The 15,197-nt window shown below is 56.6% G+C and carries 15 protein-coding genes; 10 read left to right on the top strand and 5 right to left on the bottom strand.

Going from position 1 to position 15,197, the window contains the following annotated elements:
• Nucleotides 1-6 precede the first annotated feature (6 nt).
• The 3 genes from ACN0X0_RS07570 to ACN0X0_RS07560 all read left to right on the top strand — a co-directional run bounded on the left by ACN0X0_RS07570 (nucleotide 7) and on the right by ACN0X0_RS07560 (nucleotide 4,743).
• Nucleotides 7-1,458, top strand: a complete 1,452-nt coding sequence (locus ACN0X0_RS07570) for an ATP-binding protein (RefSeq protein ID WP_417278650.1) — start codon at nucleotides 7-9, stop codon at nucleotides 1,456-1,458.
• Nucleotides 1,459-2,124: 666 nt separating this feature from the next.
• Nucleotides 2,125-2,760, top strand: a complete 636-nt coding sequence (locus tag ACN0X0_RS07565) for a recombinase family protein (protein WP_417278649.1) — start codon at nucleotides 2,125-2,127, stop codon at nucleotides 2,758-2,760.
• A 1,140-nt stretch (nucleotides 2,761-3,900) separates the two neighbouring features.
• A complete protein-coding gene (locus ACN0X0_RS07560) occupies nucleotides 3,901-4,743 on the top strand; it encodes a ParB N-terminal domain-containing protein (protein WP_417278648.1) in 843 nt (280 codons plus the stop codon).
• Between the two features lie 309 nt (nucleotides 4,744-5,052).
• On the opposite strand, the gene ACN0X0_RS07555 is transcribed toward ACN0X0_RS07560, so the two are convergent.
• The 4 genes from ACN0X0_RS07555 to ACN0X0_RS07540 are packed head-to-tail and all read right to left on the bottom strand — an operon-like array spanning nucleotide 5,053 to nucleotide 8,694.
• Nucleotides 5,053-5,835 (bottom strand): ABC transporter ATP-binding protein, encoded by a 783-nt coding sequence (locus ACN0X0_RS07555; RefSeq protein WP_417278647.1) that lies wholly within the window; start codon nucleotides 5,833-5,835, stop codon nucleotides 5,053-5,055.
• On the bottom strand, nucleotides 5,832-6,779 hold the full coding sequence (locus ACN0X0_RS07550) for an iron chelate uptake ABC transporter family permease subunit (protein WP_417278646.1): 948 nt from the start codon (nucleotides 6,777-6,779) through the stop codon (nucleotides 5,832-5,834). The genes ACN0X0_RS07555 and ACN0X0_RS07550 overlap by 4 nt, the downstream gene beginning before the upstream one ends.
• A 34-nt stretch (nucleotides 6,780-6,813) precedes the next feature.
• On the bottom strand, nucleotides 6,814-7,785 hold the full coding sequence (locus tag ACN0X0_RS07545) for an ABC transporter permease (RefSeq protein ID WP_417278645.1): 972 nt from the start codon (nucleotides 7,783-7,785) through the stop codon (nucleotides 6,814-6,816).
• Between the two features lie 6 nt (nucleotides 7,786-7,791).
• Nucleotides 7,792-8,694 carry a siderophore ABC transporter substrate-binding protein gene (locus ACN0X0_RS07540; RefSeq protein ID WP_417278644.1) on the bottom strand — a complete coding sequence of 301 codons (903 nt, stop codon included), beginning with the start codon at nucleotides 8,692-8,694 and terminating at the stop codon, nucleotides 7,792-7,794.
• A 282-nt stretch (nucleotides 8,695-8,976) separates the two neighbouring features.
• Here ACN0X0_RS07540 and ACN0X0_RS07535 point away from each other — a divergent pair, with 282 nt between their 5' ends.
• The 7 genes from ACN0X0_RS07535 to ACN0X0_RS07505 all read left to right on the top strand — a co-directional run bounded on the left by ACN0X0_RS07535 (nucleotide 8,977) and on the right by ACN0X0_RS07505 (nucleotide 13,758).
• Nucleotides 8,977-9,588 (top strand): ribonuclease D, encoded by a 612-nt coding sequence (locus ACN0X0_RS07535; protein WP_417262368.1) that lies wholly within the window; start codon nucleotides 8,977-8,979, stop codon nucleotides 9,586-9,588.
• Between the two features lie 22 nt (nucleotides 9,589-9,610).
• Nucleotides 9,611-10,573 carry a KpsF/GutQ family sugar-phosphate isomerase gene (locus ACN0X0_RS07530; protein ID WP_417278643.1) on the top strand — a complete coding sequence of 321 codons (963 nt, stop codon included), beginning with the start codon at nucleotides 9,611-9,613 and terminating at the stop codon, nucleotides 10,571-10,573.
• 9 nt (nucleotides 10,574-10,582) lie between these two features.
• Nucleotides 10,583-11,182, top strand: a complete 600-nt coding sequence (gene lptC, locus ACN0X0_RS07525; protein WP_417278642.1) for an LPS export ABC transporter periplasmic protein LptC — start codon at nucleotides 10,583-10,585, stop codon at nucleotides 11,180-11,182.
• 17 nt (nucleotides 11,183-11,199) lie between these two features.
• The gene (lptA, locus tag ACN0X0_RS07520) at nucleotides 11,200-11,700 is read left to right on the top strand and encodes a lipopolysaccharide transport periplasmic protein LptA (RefSeq protein ID WP_417278641.1); all 501 of its coding nucleotides are present in this window, start codon (nucleotides 11,200-11,202) and stop codon (nucleotides 11,698-11,700) included.
• On the top strand, nucleotides 11,700-12,431 hold the full coding sequence (gene lptB / locus ACN0X0_RS07515; protein WP_219783378.1) for an LPS export ABC transporter ATP-binding protein: 732 nt from the start codon (nucleotides 11,700-11,702) through the stop codon (nucleotides 12,429-12,431). The genes lptA and lptB overlap by 1 nt, the downstream gene beginning before the upstream one ends.
• A gap of 243 nt (nucleotides 12,432-12,674) precedes the next feature.
• Nucleotides 12,675-13,250, top strand: a complete 576-nt coding sequence (hpf, locus tag ACN0X0_RS07510) for a ribosome hibernation-promoting factor, HPF/YfiA family (protein ID WP_417262372.1) — start codon at nucleotides 12,675-12,677, stop codon at nucleotides 13,248-13,250.
• A 43-nt stretch (nucleotides 13,251-13,293) separates the two neighbouring features.
• Entirely contained in the window at nucleotides 13,294-13,758 is a 465-nt protein-coding gene (locus ACN0X0_RS07505) for a PTS sugar transporter subunit IIA (protein WP_417262373.1), read from the top strand.
• 14 nt (nucleotides 13,759-13,772) lie between these two features.
• On the opposite strand, the gene ACN0X0_RS07500 is transcribed toward ACN0X0_RS07505, so the two are convergent.
• A complete protein-coding gene (locus ACN0X0_RS07500; protein ID WP_417278640.1) occupies nucleotides 13,773-15,197 on the bottom strand; it encodes a nodulation protein NodH in 1,425 nt (474 codons plus the stop codon).

Genomic DNA, 15,197 nt, shown 5'->3' with positions numbered 1-15,197 from the left:
ACCTACGTGTCAGATAGAGATATAGACCTCATAGACGACCTCCGCTCTCAAACCACAGAGACGACTTGGCTCGAATTCAAAACCAATCAAGGTGATGGCGAAAAAATAGGGAAACTTGTTTCTGCGCTATCGAACGCTGCCAGACTTGAAGGCAAAGAGAGCGCGTTTCTCGTATGGGGGATCGAAGACCAAAGTCATGATGTTGTGGGCACAACCTTCGACCCATTCAGTAAAACGATTGGGAGCCAAGTTTTTGAACTTTGGTTGCGCAACAAACTTAGCCCAGCCCCAGCTTTTGAGTTCAGAGCCGTCAATCATCCGGGTGGGCGCTTGATCTTGCTCGAAATCCCCGCACCGACTATGGCACCGACCGCCTTCGAAAGCGTGGCATACATTCGCGTTGGCAGTGCGACACCGAAACTCACCGATGATCCGTACAGGTATCAAGCGCTCATTGAGAAGATGCGCCCGTATACATGGGAGAATGGAAACGCCGCCACGTACCAAACTGCATCGGAAGTGCTCGAGCTCCTTGACTATCCTTCTTACTTTTCTCTCACGAAGCAAGAATTGCCCAGTTCTCCAGAAGGTATCCTTGAGAAACTCGAGGGCGAACGTTTGATAACGAAGGACGTGGGAGGGCGCTGGAATGTCTTGAATCTAGGGGCCATTCTTTTCGCGCGAAATCTAGATGAATTTAGTCAGTCTCTTTCTAGAAAAGCCGTGCGCTTCGTTAGATATGATGGCGCAGATCGCACGGCCACAGTTACGCACAGGCAGGACGGCAAACGGGGCTACGCCTGCGGGTTTTCTGGGCTGCTCTCGTATATAAATGGCTTGCTCCCCCAGAACGAGTACATTGGCGAGGCACTGCGAGAAACCCATCCGTTATTTCCTCAACTATCGATCCGCGAGTTGGTGGCAAATGCCTTGATACACCAAGACATGACGATCACGGGTGCAGGCCCCCTGATAGAGCTTTTTGCTGACAGAATGGAAATCACAAATCCGGGTCGCCCATTGGTTGCCATAGATCGTATGATCGACCAGCCCCCTCGCTCCAGAAACGAAGCTCTTGCATCCCTAATGCGCCGCATGGGGATGTGCGAAGAACAAGGAAGTGGGCTTGATAAAGTTTTCAGCGAAGTCGAAATGTTTCAGCTTCCGGCCCCACTCTTAAAGGCAGGCGATGCTTCTATGCAGGTTGTCCTCTATGGGCCTCGAACATTTTCTGAGATGAGTCCCGAGGAGCGAGTTCGCGCTTGTTACTTTCATTCGGTACTCAAGTTCATGGCTGGAGATCGTATGCGTAATACTTCTCTCTGCGAGCGATTTGGGATTGCTAGCAAGAACGCCGCACAAGCATCTGCAGTTATCAAGAAAGCTCTGGAAGAAAATTTTATTAAATACGCCGATGAAGACCACCCCAGAGCTGGCTATTATCCTTGGTGGGCGTAGTTTCTTGATCCACTCTTGATTGGGCAGTACATTTCATCGGGCCATAAAAAAATTAATCATTTACTTTCAATACCTTAATGATTTAAAGTGTGGCTCTATTTTCTTGATCCAAATAGAAAATGCAAAGTTATTTGTAAGAGGTCAGATGAAAATCCAAGGAAAAAATAGCTAGATATAGAAAAAGCTTGGAACACCAACACCGTATATATCCTCCCTTAGACCCAGTATAGTTTCTTGATCCATTCTTGATTTCCAAAAGATACTGACCTCACTTGATTTTTGAAAAACTCGATAAGGAAAGACCTTCCAAAGCAAACTATTTCCAAGACCCTCATTCCATCATCAGTGTCCGAAAACTTATTTTGACCCGAAAATTTGAACCCCCCTTTTCGATAGGAGCACGAAGGCGATTCCCCCCATGCCCAGACCACGTGGGCGAGGCATGGCAACGGGCAGTTCATCTCAGACACGACATGGGGTCCCTTCCAGAGCGCGGGATTACCTCCCCCTTCGATGAACTGGGATGGAGGTCACAAAAATGACCACAAGGGTATACCTCTACGTACAGACCCAAAGGTGACCGCAGAGGTGTTCGTAAGGGTTGACTTTAATCAACGGACATGAAATCCAACGTACATAACCCTTGCCTACACCAGAGAGGCCACCATGTCCAAGACCATCCTCTATGCCCGCGTCTCGACCACCGACCAAACCCTTGACCATCAGAAGACCCAAGCGGAAGCAGCCGGGTTCAAGATTGATGATGTCGTTTCCGATCATGGGGTCTCTGGCGTCAGCACTCTCCTCAAAGACAGACCGGAAGGGAAAAGGCTCTTCGATATGCTCCGCAGCGGGGACACCCTCGTGGTGCGCTGGGTGGATCGCCTCGGGCGCAACTATCAGGACGTGACAGACACCATTCGGGAGTTCATGCGACAGGGTGTGGTGATCCGCACGGTGATCAATAACATGACCTTTGACGGAGCCACAAAGGACCCCATGCAGGAGGCCGTGAGAGACGCTCTGATCGCCTTTATGGCCGCTACGGCACAGGCACAAGCAGAAGCCACCAAGGAGGCCCAGAGGGCGGGCATAGAGGCCGCAAAGACAGACAAGACCCGCTACCGAGGGAAGAAGCCCAGCTATGACCGCAAGGCGTTCGAAATTGTGCAGAACATGACTGCGCAGAACGCGGGGACAACGGAGACGGCGAAGGCCACAGGTCTCACCCGACAGGCCGTGATCCGCATAAGGAAAGACCCCGTAGCAGCAGAGGCCGCATTGACCCGCTGGGGGATGTAAGGCCGTGCGGGTCTGCTATCTGTTTTGGTTTGATAAAGGATGACCACGCTCATTGGCCACCCGAAAAGGGTCCCTTGGTTCTTCGCCCAACTGGCGGAAACTCCTCTTTTCCTGAAGCTTCTCTCACCAGACAATCAACGGAAAGACGGGAGCCAGAGTTGCGACAATCACGCAGAAATTCATGTGGTTGAAAGCGCTCATCATTTGGATAGCCGCATCTCAATTTGTAAGAATCGATGCGCCCTCCTAAAGTCGCCACCATTCGATATTGAGGGATAAGAAATGCGCAAATTGGCAATAGTGGCGAATTTGGGGCTCCTAAGTTGGGTCTTATATATGTATCTTACGGAGGATGCTGACATTGAGATCGCTTTGCTAGTTTCATGCCCAGCAATTATGTCGCTGATTGCTCTGAAGCGAACAAGTGTGCCGAGCGCGTCCAAATCAGAAGAAAGTACTTTCGAGCTTGCTCGTCAGGCACTCCGAGCAAAACTCCGAAATGCTGCAAAGACCGATTGATGATGGCGACACGCCCCCGGAAACTTTGTCGAGCTCCCTCCTGCAGGTGTCAGGACAAGCCAGCATGAGGAATGGGGAGGGGCTATGACCCCTTTCGCAAATCACAAAAGCAGATGCACGGGCATGGAGAGACAAACGCCTTGCGGACGGCGTGACGAAAGAAACAGTCAGGCGCGAGAGAAACGATCTCAGCGCGGTGATAGGCTTCGCGCTCAGTGAGGGGGACGTCACGGGGTCAAATCCGTTCTCCAAAATGAAGAAGCTTGCGACGAAAAGCACCGGACAGAATGACAGACTTTCCCTCCCCCCTCAGGTCATCACAGGGGTCTATGAGAAACTGGAAAAAGAGAAGACGAGGGGCGCCTACGACCCACCAGTATCTTTTCCATAATCCCCGCCCAGCGCCCTTGAGTGATCGTGAGGGAGGCTCTACGGGGTCTCCCAGACGGTCACAGTGCGAGGCTGACCATTAAGGCCCCCTAGTGAAGGGAAGGCATGTGAGCCCCCCTCGGCAACCCGCCCAGCGCCCTCAGAGGGCCAAGCGAATAGGTTGCACTTATAAAGAGGATAGGCGTGTCAGCCTCCTCCTCGACAACCAACCCACACCTCAAAGGACAACTTATGACAAAACAACGCACGTGCTTGGAGCGCGGGCGGAAGACCTCCGTTCGCCTCGACCAGATCAACCTCGAAAGCGAAGCTGGGACAGCAAGACCCGGCCCTCTCATCAAAGAACACGTCAAGGATTTGGTGCGAACCAAGAAGAACGTCGGCAAGCTGGACCCCGTCCTCCTCTGGAAGAACCCCGACAGACCAGAAGACCCTTACATCATCCTCGACGGACGCCACCGAGTTGCCGCTTATCGGACCAGCAAGCAGACCCAGAAGATACCCGCAGAGGTGCTTGAGTGCCCGTTTCGCGATGCACTCTTGATCTCGGGTCAGCGCCACACGAATAGCAGTCTTGCCCTCACCTCTCAGGAAAGAGCGGACTTCGCGTGGCGGTTGGTCTGGGAAGACCTTGGCTATTCCAAGAAGGAAATCTCGCAAGCATCCGGCGTATCAACCCGACAGGTGGCCTACATGCGCAAGAGGCTCAAGGAGATCGAGAACACGAAAGGCGACATTACAGGTGACTGGTGGCGTGACAAAAAGGAGCAAACAGTGACCGAGGACAAACCCATGATGACAGATGCCCTTCATAGACAGCAGGTCGATGAAATGGCGAAAGCTATCCGAGACCTTTTCGACCGGAGAGGCAACCCTCTTCCCTTCTGGAACAACGAGCTTGTCGCAGAGGCCACCGCACAGGCACTGGGGGAACAGAAACTGAGGATGATCTACGAATATTCCTTTGGGGGGCTGGATGATGAGGAGGACGAATGGGGCGACCTTCCTGTTCGGTCATATCCCGATGAAGACCCTCACGCAGAAACCGAGGAAGACACCGAGACAGACTTCTAAGGAAACCCTCGGGTATGCAGACAGTAGAGGATGCAATTTGCACACCCTCGGAACACGCGGAGAGAGCGGAGCGATGCCGCTCCTCCCACCGGTCTCAAAATAAAGCACTACACAACCACTACACGACATGGCAAAATAAACTCCATCAAATCACTGAAATCATGGGGTAATTATGTGGGACTTTGCCTCTTCTGGGCACCAAAAACATTTTCCAAAGGAAAATGTTTGAACACACCCCCAAACATCTCAGGCGGCAGTCGTTTTTGACACAAAAGCGATGAGAGCCTTTATCCCATTGCCAACCCCACCCTACGTATCGACCAAAGGCTCCGGCGCGATCTGGTGCAGGGCAAAGGGATGACCGCCCACGGTCTCCACCGCGATATCCAACTCGAACACATCGCGCAGGCACGGTCTGTTGACGATTTCTTCTGGCGTGCCGAGGGAATGCAGCCGCCCGTCTTTGAGCGCAACGATCAGATCGGCATAGGCGGCTGCAAAATTGATATCGTGGACGACAATCACAAAGCTCTTGCCACTCACCCGCGCCGCCTCTTTCAGCCGCTCCATCATCTGACGCGCGTGCTTCATGTCGAGGTTGTTGAGCGGCTCATCCAAAAGCACGTAATCCGTGTCCTGAGCCAGAACCATGGCGACAAAGGCCCTCTGACGCTGCCCGCCGGACAGCTCGTCGAGGAAGCGCCCACTCAAAGGGTGCAGCCCCATCATCTCCAAGGCTTGCTCCACATGCGCGTGATCCTCGGCAGTCGGGCGTCCTTTGTGATGCGGGTAGCGGCCAAAGCCCACCAGATCGGCGACCGTCAAACGCGCGGCCACGGAATTGTCCTGACGCAGAATCGACAGGCGTCGCGCCAGCGCATCGGTTGGCGTCGTGGTGACGTCCGCACCATCCACCGTGATCTGCCCGCCTTGCAGTGGCGTCAAACGCGCAATCAGGGACAAAAGCGTAGATTTTCCCGCCCCATTCGGCCCGATCAAGGCCGTGATGCCCCCGCGAGGAATCGTCAAAGACACATCATTCAGGATCGAAGCTCCGGCAATCTGATGGCTCACATGCGAAATCTCGATCATCGTCTGACCCCTTTGAGAAGCAGGTAAAGAAAGGTGATGCCGCCCAGCGCGTCGATCACCACGGACAGCGTGCCTTGAAGGCCCAGCACATGCTCATAGATCGCCTGCCCACCCACCAAGGTGATGATGGCGATCAGAGAACTGGCCAAAAGCGTCGGCGCGAACCGCGCGCCGGGCAGGATGCGATAGGCCAGATGGACGACCAGCAAGCCAAAGAAGGTGACAGGACCCACAAGGGCGGTCGAGACCGACACCAAAAGGCCGATCATCCCAAAAGCCGCAAACATCACGCGCCGATAGCGAAGCCCCAATCCAATCGCCGTTTCGCGACCCAGCGCCAACACATCGAACTGATGCCGCATATGCCAGAGCACCGGCAGGGTAAGCGCTGTGAGACCGATCGAGATCCACAAGAGGTCGATATTGACCGCATTGAAACGTGCGAACATGGCGCCCTGCACGACGACGAATTCATTCGGGTCGATCATGCGGGAGATGAAATTCGACAGGCTGCGAAACAGTGTGCCGAAAATGATGCCGACCAGAACGAGGAGATGCAAATCGCGGGACCGGGCGGTGAAAAGCCACAGGAAAAGCGCGGTCGAGAACCCCATCATGACCAGAACTTCGGCGGTGAATTTCACCATGGGATCAATGTCGAGCGTGGCCATGGCGCCCATGCCAAACACCAAACTGGTCTGGATCATCAGATAGAGCGCATCAAAACCCATGATCGAGGGAGTCAGGATTTGATTTCGCGTGGCGGCATGAAAAAGCTGGGTCGAGGTGGCGATGGCAAAAGCCACGAGAATAAGCCCGGCAAGCTTTCCAGCGCGAAAACTGAGCGCAAACTCCCACGCACCTGCAGGCACGCCCAGCGTCAGGAACAAAGCCACCGCAACCAAGGCCAGCACGGCCAGAATGACCAGTGGCCTGATCTGCATGTGGCGTTGATCAGGGAAAGGAAGGGAGGCGGCACTATCGGACGGCATGGCTCTGACGTCCCAGCAAAAGATAGAGGAAGATCATCGAGCCGATCACACCAAAGATCGTGCCGATGGGAATCTCATAGGGCTGGCGAATGACCCGCCCGATGATGTCGCACAGCAAAAGCGCCCCTGCCCCAAGGCTCGCCGCCCAAGGCACCGCCGCACGCAGGTTGTCGCCCATGATCCGACTGACAATATTGGGCACAATCAACCCCAGAAACGGGATCGCCCCCACGGTGACCACGACGACAGCGGTGGTGACGGAAACGATGATCAGCCCCGTCCACATCACGGTGCGATAATTCAGCCCCAAGGTGATCGAGACATCGCGACCCATCCCCATGATGGAAAACCGATCCGCAAAGAGATAGCCGATCACAGCCAAGCCGCCCGTGAGCCACAAAAGCTCATAGCGGCCACGAAGCACGCCGGAAAACTCACCCGTCGTCCAGATGCCGAGATATTGCAACAGATCGAGCTGATAGGCGAAAAACGTCCCGATGGCGCCAATCACCCCGCCCAGCATCAGCCCCACCAGAGGCACCAACAAAGGCTCGCGCGGCGGCAGCCGGTCGAGAATTTTGAGAAACAAAAGCGTGCCTGCAATGGCACAGAGGGCGGCGATCACCATCTTGACCATCAAAGAGGTGGTCGGAAACAGGGCGACCGCGATCAAAAGCCCAAGCCCCGCACTTTCCGCCGTCCCCGCCGTGGCGGGTTCGACGAATTTGTTGCGCGTGAGCATCTGAAAGATCAGCCCGGAAATCGCCATCGAGGCCCCGGTGAGAATGATCGCCAGCGTGCGCGGGATGCGACTTGCCAAAAGGATCAGCGCATCATCACCCTCACCTCGGAACACCGCACCGAGGTTCATGTCGGAGGCTCCGATCATGAGGCTGAGCCCGGCCATTACAACCAGACTCGCCAAGGCTAGCAACATATGAAGTGCTGGCGATTTCATTGGTGTTTACTGCGCGCCCTTATAGGCCGCGATGAATTGATCGACCGTATCCTGAAGCGAGCGCACACCGGTGGTCGCGATGTAGAAATCGGCCGGGTGGACGTAGATCACCTGACCTTTTTGCCAGGCCGTGGTCTGCGCGATCAATTCGTTATCGAGCGTTTCTTCGGCTTTCGGCCCATCGCCATTCGTCGCGCGCGTGCGGTCGAAAACGATCATCCAGTCGGGGTTGGCCTCATGCAGGAACTCAAAGCTGACAGCTTCGCCATGAGTTTGCTCTTCGACATTCTCCATGAGCGGCTCGATCCCCAAAGTGTCATGCACCCAGCCAAAGCGCGACCCCGGACCAAAAACCGAAAGCTTCGGACCGTTCGTCATCACGACAAGCCCCTTGCCCGCACCCTCAGTCAGGCCCCGGACCTCTTCGAGGGACGCCTCCAGATGAGAGACCAATTCCCCCGCCTTGTCTTGTTTGCCGAACAACTCGCCCAATTCGCGCGTCTGGGTCAGGACCACCTCGCCGATGTCCTCGGAGAAGGGGCTCAGATCGACGGTGGGGGCGATTTTCGACAGGGCACCGATTTGATCGCGCGCGCGCGGCCCGGCGATGATCAGGTCGGGTTTCAGGGCAAAGACCTGTTCGAAATCGGGCTCGAACAGCGTGCCGATATTGGCGCGCGAGCCGTCATCCAAACCGGCGAGAGCCGGAACCAGCATCGGCTGCGTGATCCCCGCCACATCGACGCCCAGCGCGGTGAGGGTATCGAGCGCGCCGACATCATAGCTGATGACGGTTTCAGGCGTCTCTTCAATGGTCACAGGCCCCGAGAATGTGGTGAGTTCGGCGGCACTGGCAGCGGTCGAAAACGTAAGAGCGAGGGCGGCGCCCCTCATGAAATGTGCGAACATGGCGGATCTCTTTATCTATGGAAGACCGGCCACTGGCGGCGGCTGGGAGCGCGGTCACATTTGCCCGGCGTTGTTAGCAATAGATTTAACTGACAAAAAGCATAAAGTTTTCCGGCGTAGTTCAATTTTTTGCGTGTGGGGGCATATTTGCCGCTCAAACAGCATCTTCTGCACAGTTGAGACGTTCTAACATCTGGCTCTTATCAGCCTGCTCTCTTGCCCCAACTCGCGCAAAGCCGTAAGACCCTGTTTCAAATCATTGGACAGCGCAAAGGCACGACGATGGCGAATTTTCTCTATAAAAACGACCTGCCGGACGATCTCGACCTTGGGCCGGTCGTCGCCATCGACTGCGAGACCATGGGGTTGAACCCGCACCGTGATCGTCTTTGCCTCGTGCAAATGTCCGGCGGCGACGGCAACGCGCATCTGGTTCAGGTTGAACGCGGCCAGACCGAGGCGCCGAACCTGTGCAAAATGCTCGCGGACCCGAATGTGTTGAAGCTGTTCCACTTTGGTCGCTTCGACATCGCCGCGATGCATCACACCTTTGGCACGCTGGCGACGCCGGTCTATTGCACCAAAATCGCCTCGAAACTCGTGCGCACCTTCACGGATCGCCATGGGCTTAGGAACCTGCTCGATCAGCTGCTAAAAGTGGACATTTCCAAATACCAACAGATGAGCGACTGGGGCGCGCGCGACCTGACCAACGCGCAGCTCGATTACGCCGCCTCCGACGTGCTTTACCTGCACCAGCTGCGCGACAAGCTGAACGGAATGCTGGAGCGCGAAGGCCGGATGGAGCTGGCGCAATCCTGTTTCGACTTCCTGCCGACCCGTGCTCAGCTCGATCTCGAAGGCTGGCCCGAAATCGACATTTTCTCTCACTGACATCTCTTTCGAGGTTCGCCACATGACTCAATCCGACGCATTCCTGTCCACCGCCAAACGTGTGATCGCACAAGAGGCCGAGGCACTCGGGCTTTTGTCCGACAGCCTCGGTGTGGAATTCACCACCGCCGTGGAAACCATTCTACGCGCCAAGGGCCGCACGATTGTGACGGGCATGGGCAAATCCGGCCATATCGCGCGCAAGATCGCGGCGACACTGGCCTCCACCGGCACGCCCGCGCATTTCGTGCATCCGGCCGAAGCGAGCCATGGCGATCTGGGCATGATCGGCGATGATGATGTCTGCCTCGTGCTGTCGAATTCCGGCGAAACCCCGGAACTGGCCGATGTGATTGCCTATACGCGGCGTTTTAAAATTCCGATGATTGGCGTGGCCTCGAACCCCGACAGCTCGCTCATCCGCGCCTGCGATGTGGCTCTGATCCTGCCGAAAGCCGCTGAGGCCTGTGGGCATGGCATCGTGCCGACCACCTCGACCACGATGACTTTGGCTCTGGGCGATGCCTTGGCTGTCGCGCTCATGGAACACCGCGCCTTTACCGCCGATAATTTCCGCGTGCTGCATCCGGGCGGCAAGCTTGGCTCCCGCCTCACCAAAGTGCGCGATCTCATGCATGTGGATATGCCTCTGGTCAGCGCCGAAACCCCTATGCGCGAAGCCTTGTCCGTGATTTCCGACAAAGGCTTTGGCGTCGTAGGCGTGATCGACGCCGAAGGCCAGCTGAGCGGCATCATCACCGACGGCGACCTGCGGCGTCATATCGACGGGCTCCTGGACAAGACCGCCGGTGATATCATGACCCGGAACCCGATGACGATCTCCTCGGATGCGCTGGCCGAAAAAGCCGTCGCGCGCATGGATGAACGCGCGATCACCTGTCTGTTTGTGCGGGATTCTGCCGAAGATGGGCGACCTTGCGGGATTTTGAAGATTCAGGACTGCCTTCGCGCCGGTGTCGTGTAAGACGTCCTTATGGCGCGGTTCGACAACCCTTATTCCAAATTCGTGGCCTTCGCGAAGATTGCCCTGCCCCTGGCCAGCCTCGTGCTTTTGGCCACGCTCTTTCTGTTTGCGCGCGACCGCGACACCAGCCTGTCGATTCCCTATGCCGATGTCGACATCGAAACGCTGGCGCGCGAGCAGCGGGTCGAAGGCCCCTCCTTTGCGACCGTGACCCGCGATGGTTCCGAATTGGAAATCTCCGCCGATCTGGTGCGTCCCGATCTATCAACCGAAGACGTGGTAAATTCCAATGCCGTGCGCGGCGCGCTTCGGATGCCGGACAATGGCTCCGTGACCCTCATGGCAGATGATGGCGTGATCGATGGCCCCAGCCAGATCGCCGAGCTGTCCGGTCATGTCGAGATCGAAACCTCCACCGGCTACACGATCACCTCGAACCGGATCGCCACCATGCTGGACGTCTCGCGCATCGAAAGCCCCGGCAATGTCGACGCCACGGGACCCGCTGGCGATCTGACGGCGGGTTCCATGGTGATTTCGCAAGATGCCGAGACAGAGGACTACCTTCTGGTTTTCAAGGGCGGCGTAAAGCTGGTATATCAGCCCTGACATTTGAGGACTTTGCCGTGACGATCATCCGAACCCTTTCCCTGACAACCGCGCTGATCTTCACGCTTGGCCTGAGCCAGCCCGCACATGCACAGGGTACACAGATCGCCTTCGGCGGCCTCAAACACGACAGCAGCCTGCCGATCGAGGTCACCTCCGACCAACTCAGCGTCGATCAGGGCACCGGCAAAGCCCTGTTTTCCGGCAATGTCGTCATCGGCCAAGGCCCGATGCGCCTGACCGCGCAAACGGTCGAGGTCATCTACGCCAGCGAAGGCGGCAAGATTGCGCGGCTTTTGGCCTCTGGTGGCGTCACCATGATCAACGCAGGTGAAGCCGCCGAGGCCCAGCGTGCGGAATATGACCTCGAATCAGCGACCGTTGTGCTCACCGGAAATGTGCTTTTGACTCAGGCCAACAGCGCATTGTCGGGCGAACGGATGGTCATCGATCTGGACACCGGCACGGGGCGGATGGACGGTCGGGTGAAAACGATCCTGCAATCCGGAAACGAGTGATGAGCGACACCACCGGGCTCAAAGTCCGCAACCTGCGCAAAGGCTATCGCAAACGCACCGTGATCCGGGACGTCTCTCTCGATCTCGAGCGCGGCGAAGTCGTGGCGCTCCTTGGCCCCAACGGCTCTGGTAAAACCACCTGTTTCTATTCCATCGCAGGCCTCGTCATGCCCGAAGGCGGAGAGGTCATTGTGGATGGGCGCGACATTACGCTTTTGCCGATGTATCGCCGTGCCAAATTGGGGGTCGGCTACCTGCCGCAGGAGGCCTCTGTCTTCCGTGGCCTCTGTGTCGAAGACAACATTCTTGCCATCCTCGAAGTCTCGGAAAGCGACCCGCTTTTGCGCCGTGAAAAGCTCGAAGATCTTCTGTCCGAATTCTCCATTTCGCACCTTCGCCGGGCGCCGGCACTGTCGCTGTCCGGCGGGGAACGCCGGCGAGTCGAAATTGCGCGATGCCTCGCGTCTGACCCGTCCTACGTGCTGCTCGACGAGCCTTTCGCAGGCGTCGATCCGATTGCTGTGGCGGAAATCCGCGGGTTGGTTTCCGATCTCAAAACCCGCGGCATCGGCGTTTTGATCACAGACCATAACGTGCAGGAAACATTAGGAATTATTGACCGTGCCTATATCCTGCACGATGGTCACGTCCTGATGTCAGGGACCAAGGAAGACATCGTTGCCGATGAGACTGTGCGGCGTGTTTATCTTGGTGACAATTTCCGCATTTGAAGACGGGTTTTGATTGACAATTCACCGCATTCTGGCGCCTTATATGTATCCAATGTGTGACGTACGAATGACAGGATGCGCCATGGCACAACGGAGCCAAAGAGCGCCAGACCAAACCCCGACACAGCGTGCCGGTTTTGTCTCCGTCGCATGCATTGAATTCCCGCTTTCGACAAAAACCCACGACCTCGAAGACACGCCCAAAGGCGTTCGGGCATAGGTCAAATTAAGAAGGAGGTATCTATGCGGTACCAAATCAGCGGCAAACAAATCGACATCGGTGCAGCGCTTCAGACGCATGTCCAAACCGAGCTCGGCTCCGTGCTTGAAAAATACGCACAACGTCCGACCGATGCGAATGTCGTGTTCTCCAAAAGTGGGGCAGAGTATGTTTGCGAGGCCGTGGTGCACCTGTCGACCGGCCTGACGGCTCAGGCCAGCGCCCGCGCGCATGAGATTTACGCCGCTTTCGATGCCTGCGCGGAAAAAATGGACAAGCAACTGCGTCGCTACAAGCGCCGGTTGAAAGATCACCATAAGGAACGCGCAGAGCCTGTTGAACTCTTCGGCGGTTCCCAGTATATCCTCGCCGCATCGGAGCATGACGAGGATCAGGAACCCGAAAGCTTGCAGCCGATGATCATCGCCGAAATGGAGGCGTCGATTCCGACGCTGACGGTGGGTGAGGCTGTGATGCAGATGGAACTTGCCGGAGCTCCGGTCCTTGTGTTCCACAAGGAAGGGAAAACTGGTGTAAACGTGGTCTACCGCCGCCCGGATGGGAACATCGGCTGGATTGACCCCAACAACGCGACATAATGAAACCGGCCCGCCTCGACGGGTCGGGGCGGGTAGTTTTCAGATGGATATCTCAAAGATTTTGGATCCACAGGCCGTCAAGGTCGTGGGCAAAATGACCAGCAAGAAACGTTTGTTTCAAGATCTCGGTGAGATCGCGGCAAGCGTCTATGGTCTGACTTTGAACGACACTGTCGATGCGCTTCAAGAACGCGAAAGCCTTGGCCCCACAGGTGTGGGCCACGGCGTCGCCTTGCCGCACGCCCGGATCGAAGGTCTGGACCGCGTCGTCGGCACCTTCCTGCGTCTTGAAAGCCCGATGGATTTCGATGCGGTGGACCGTCAGCCGGTCGACCTGGTCTTTGCGCTCTTCGCCCCCGCCGAATCCGGTGTCGATCACCTCAAGGCGCTGGCACTGGTGTCCCGCACCATGCGCAATGGCGACATCTGCGCCAAACTGCGTGCAAACATTGAGCCTGCCACACTGCATGCGATCCTGACCGAAGGCCCGGCGACCAAAGCCGCCTGACCCTTAGCCCTGTTTTATGCCCAGGGCTTGAACCCGAACATCATGTAATCGCGCTGATAGGCCGCTTTCACGGCCTCTTCGACCTCTGCGTCGTAAATCTCGGCGAGCGTGTAGGGCGCGTCTTCGGGCTCATCCACAACAAGCGCGGGCTTGATCCCGAGGCTCGCGGCCAGATGCGACAGGTCCTCCGCCAGGCTCTCCTCCCGGATTACGATGTCCGGCAGGGAAAAATCGGCAAAGCCTTTGATCACTTCCGATTGCGAGGCCCAAGTGCCATCGACCCGCACCGAGGTCTGGCCATTCAGATTGCCCTGCACAAAGCCCGCGAATTTCAGAAACGCCTCGCGATGCTGATCGCGCGTGTAGCTCTCCGTCGGCTCGCCCGGCGGCAGCGGCAGCTTGTAGGTCGTGCGCAGCGTCTCGCGGATTTCTCCGTAGGTCTTGCCGCTGATGTTCAGGATGTAATCGCAGAACACCCGATGCAGCCGCTGCGCCGGATGAGAAATCACCGTAAAGCTGCGATGGCCCTTATGCTGACGCTTCCACTGACGCAGGGTCTTTTGCGAAAACCCTCGCTGCAAGGCCTCAGGACCCACCTTGTCCAGCGCGGACATCCATTCGGCCACAGCCGCCTCAGGCCCACCGCGCACCGGCATGTAGAGCAATGACGTCTCGGCACAGGCCACATAGGTCGGCACAGCGGGTTTGCGACGCGGCTCGAAGTTCGGGGTGTTCGAGAGGTTGAAGTGATCCACACTCGACAGGTCGGACACCATTTCCGCGTAGTTCAAAACCTTGTCCTCAAGACGCGACGGGTTCTGCACCTTGGTCTTTTGCGAGGTCTTGTTGCGCTCTGCGGTGACACCAAGGAAGCGCGCCAGACCGTTCAGAACCTCGACGTCCTGAATGTCCTCATAATTGATGTAAAATGCCGTTTGGCCGGTCATCTGGAGCTGACGCTGGAGGAAAATCTGAAAGTCCTTCAACTCATCCAGCATGGTTTGGAATTCGCGTTTCTCAAAAGAGATTTTCGCAGATTTCGCATCCTTGAGATCGCCCAGACGCCATTGCCCCGTCACGCTGGCAATCTTACGCGACACGTAGCTGTCCAGAGGATTGCGCGTCAGGATGATTTTGGCGCACTTCGGGTCCTCCAGGACATGGGAAAGAATGCGTGGGTCGTGATCGTGGAAGAACCGAAACCCGGCCAACCCGTCCGTCGATTGGCGCAGCTTTTTCAAAAGTACCCTTGGATCGGCCTCGCGTTCCAGCATGGAAATGCCCAGCATTTCTTTTTGCTGCGATTTGCCGATGAAGGCGGGGTTGAACACCTCCCCCCAACATTTCAGCCCCGGATAGGCATTGACGTTTTCTTCCAGAAAATTGGAACCGGTCCGCATCTCTGCAAAAATCACGAAATAGTCGAAGGGCTGAGACAT

Source organism: Celeribacter sp. (assembly GCF_048270365.1).
Taxonomy (GTDB): domain Bacteria; phylum Pseudomonadota; class Alphaproteobacteria; order Rhodobacterales; family Rhodobacteraceae; genus Celeribacter.
The sequence above is the reverse complement of the archived record's forward strand: the minus strand, read 5'-3'. Positions and strand labels throughout refer to the sequence as shown.

Bases quoted from the DNA above. Each gene is read 5' to 3' on its own strand.
- ACN0X0_RS07540 (WP_417278644.1), bottom strand. From the start codon at position 8,694: ATGTTCGCACATTTCATGAGGGGCGCCGCCCTCGCTCTTACGTTTTCG.
- lptB (WP_219783378.1), top strand. From the start codon at position 11,700: ATGAGCGACACCACCGGGCTCAAAGTCCGCAACCTGCGCAAAGGCTAT.
- ACN0X0_RS07560 (WP_417278648.1), top strand. From the start codon at position 3,901: ATGACAAAACAACGCACGTGCTTGGAGCGCGGGCGGAAGACCTCCGTT.
- hpf (WP_417262372.1), top strand. From the start codon at position 12,675: ATGCGGTACCAAATCAGCGGCAAACAAATCGACATCGGTGCAGCGCTT.
- ACN0X0_RS07530 (WP_417278643.1), top strand. From the start codon at position 9,611: ATGACTCAATCCGACGCATTCCTGTCCACCGCCAAACGTGTGATCGCA.
- ACN0X0_RS07550 (WP_417278646.1), bottom strand. From the start codon at position 6,779: ATGCAGATCAGGCCACTGGTCATTCTGGCCGTGCTGGCCTTGGTTGCG.
- lptC (WP_417278642.1), top strand. From the start codon at position 10,583: ATGGCGCGGTTCGACAACCCTTATTCCAAATTCGTGGCCTTCGCGAAG.
- ACN0X0_RS07505 (WP_417262373.1), top strand. From the start codon at position 13,294: ATGGATATCTCAAAGATTTTGGATCCACAGGCCGTCAAGGTCGTGGGC.
- ACN0X0_RS07565 (WP_417278649.1), top strand. From the start codon at position 2,125: ATGTCCAAGACCATCCTCTATGCCCGCGTCTCGACCACCGACCAAACC.
- ACN0X0_RS07545 (WP_417278645.1), bottom strand. From the start codon at position 7,785: ATGAAATCGCCAGCACTTCATATGTTGCTAGCCTTGGCGAGTCTGGTT.
- ACN0X0_RS07500 (WP_417278640.1), bottom strand. From the start codon at position 15,197: ATGTCTCAGCCCTTCGACTATTTCGTGATTTTTGCAGAGATGCGGACC.
- ACN0X0_RS07555 (WP_417278647.1), bottom strand. From the start codon at position 5,835: ATGATCGAGATTTCGCATGTGAGCCATCAGATTGCCGGAGCTTCGATC.
- ACN0X0_RS07535 (WP_417262368.1), top strand. From the start codon at position 8,977: ATGGCGAATTTTCTCTATAAAAACGACCTGCCGGACGATCTCGACCTT.